This window comes from Limimaricola soesokkakensis (assembly GCF_900172345.1).
In the GTDB taxonomy this organism is placed as follows: Bacteria; Pseudomonadota; Alphaproteobacteria; order Rhodobacterales; family Rhodobacteraceae; genus Limimaricola; species Limimaricola soesokkakensis.
The window spans coordinates 1-984 of record NZ_FWFY01000041.1; the positions used below are offsets into that span (position 1 = coordinate 1).

Genomic DNA, 984 nt, shown 5'->3' on the forward strand with positions numbered 1-984 from the left:
ACGCCTTCAAGGCCAACAACACCTTCGACAACCAGCACGTCGTGGTGAAGCTGAACAGCAGCGGCATCGCGGATCTGTCGCACCGGTTCGACTACGACGACAGCCCGGCCAACAACAAGGCCGACGGCACCTTCCCGGGCGACGACGTGTCTCCCATCGGCTTCGTCGCCGCGGTGGTCGATCCGGCCAACGGCAACGCGCCGATCAGCCCGATCACCCAGCCGATCTACCTCACCAACCAGGGCGGGCCGGTGAGCGGCGGTGCCGGCAGCACCTTCGGGACGATTGTCACGCCGATCGGCGCTTCCTCCGACGATTGGGAGCAGTTCGGCGGCGGCAGCAGCAGTGTCCTCGAGTTCGGCCTGAACGGCAGCCGGGCGCAGGCCGTGGGGATGCGCTTCGACGGGATCGACATCCCGCAGACGGCGATCATCACCGATGCCTACCTGCGGTTCACCGCATTCGCGACGTCCTCGGAGGCCGCGAGTTTCACCATTGGCATCCAGGGCAGCGAGACCGCCGCCACCTTCTCCTCCGGCGCGCCACCGCAATCGCGCGTCATCGTGGACGAGTTCGCCTGGTCGAATGTCGAGCAGTGGACCGCCGGGGGAACCTACCGGACGCCCGACATCAGCGGGCTGATCGAAACGGTGATCGGCGCCGACGGGGCCACGAACGCCGCCCTGGCCTTCATCGTCGCGGGCAGCGGCAGCCGGGTGGCGAGCAGCTTCAACAACGGCGACGCGCCGGAGCTGGTCCTCGTACTCGACGACGGAAGCTTGCTCACGATGTGAGGCCACGCATGTGCCCCCGGCGGGAATGCTGGAGTAGGGGCAGACCAATGCTGGGGGATTTGTTTGCGGGGGCAGGATTTGAACCTGCGCCTGGGCTCCGCCCGCCACGGCCTGAAACGCTCCAGTGGAGCGTTTCCGAGGCGGCCTTGGCCCTTCAGGTCATGCGCCTGACGCACGGTTTGTCTCTATG

The 984-nt window shown here is 67.0% G+C and carries 1 protein-coding gene; it reads left to right on the forward strand.

Annotated elements, in window-relative coordinates:
• The coding region (locus tag LOS8367_RS18590; protein WP_207569308.1) for a hypothetical protein at positions 1 to 794 on the forward strand (794 nt) is incomplete at its 5' end.
• Positions 795 to 984 lie beyond the last annotated feature (190 nt).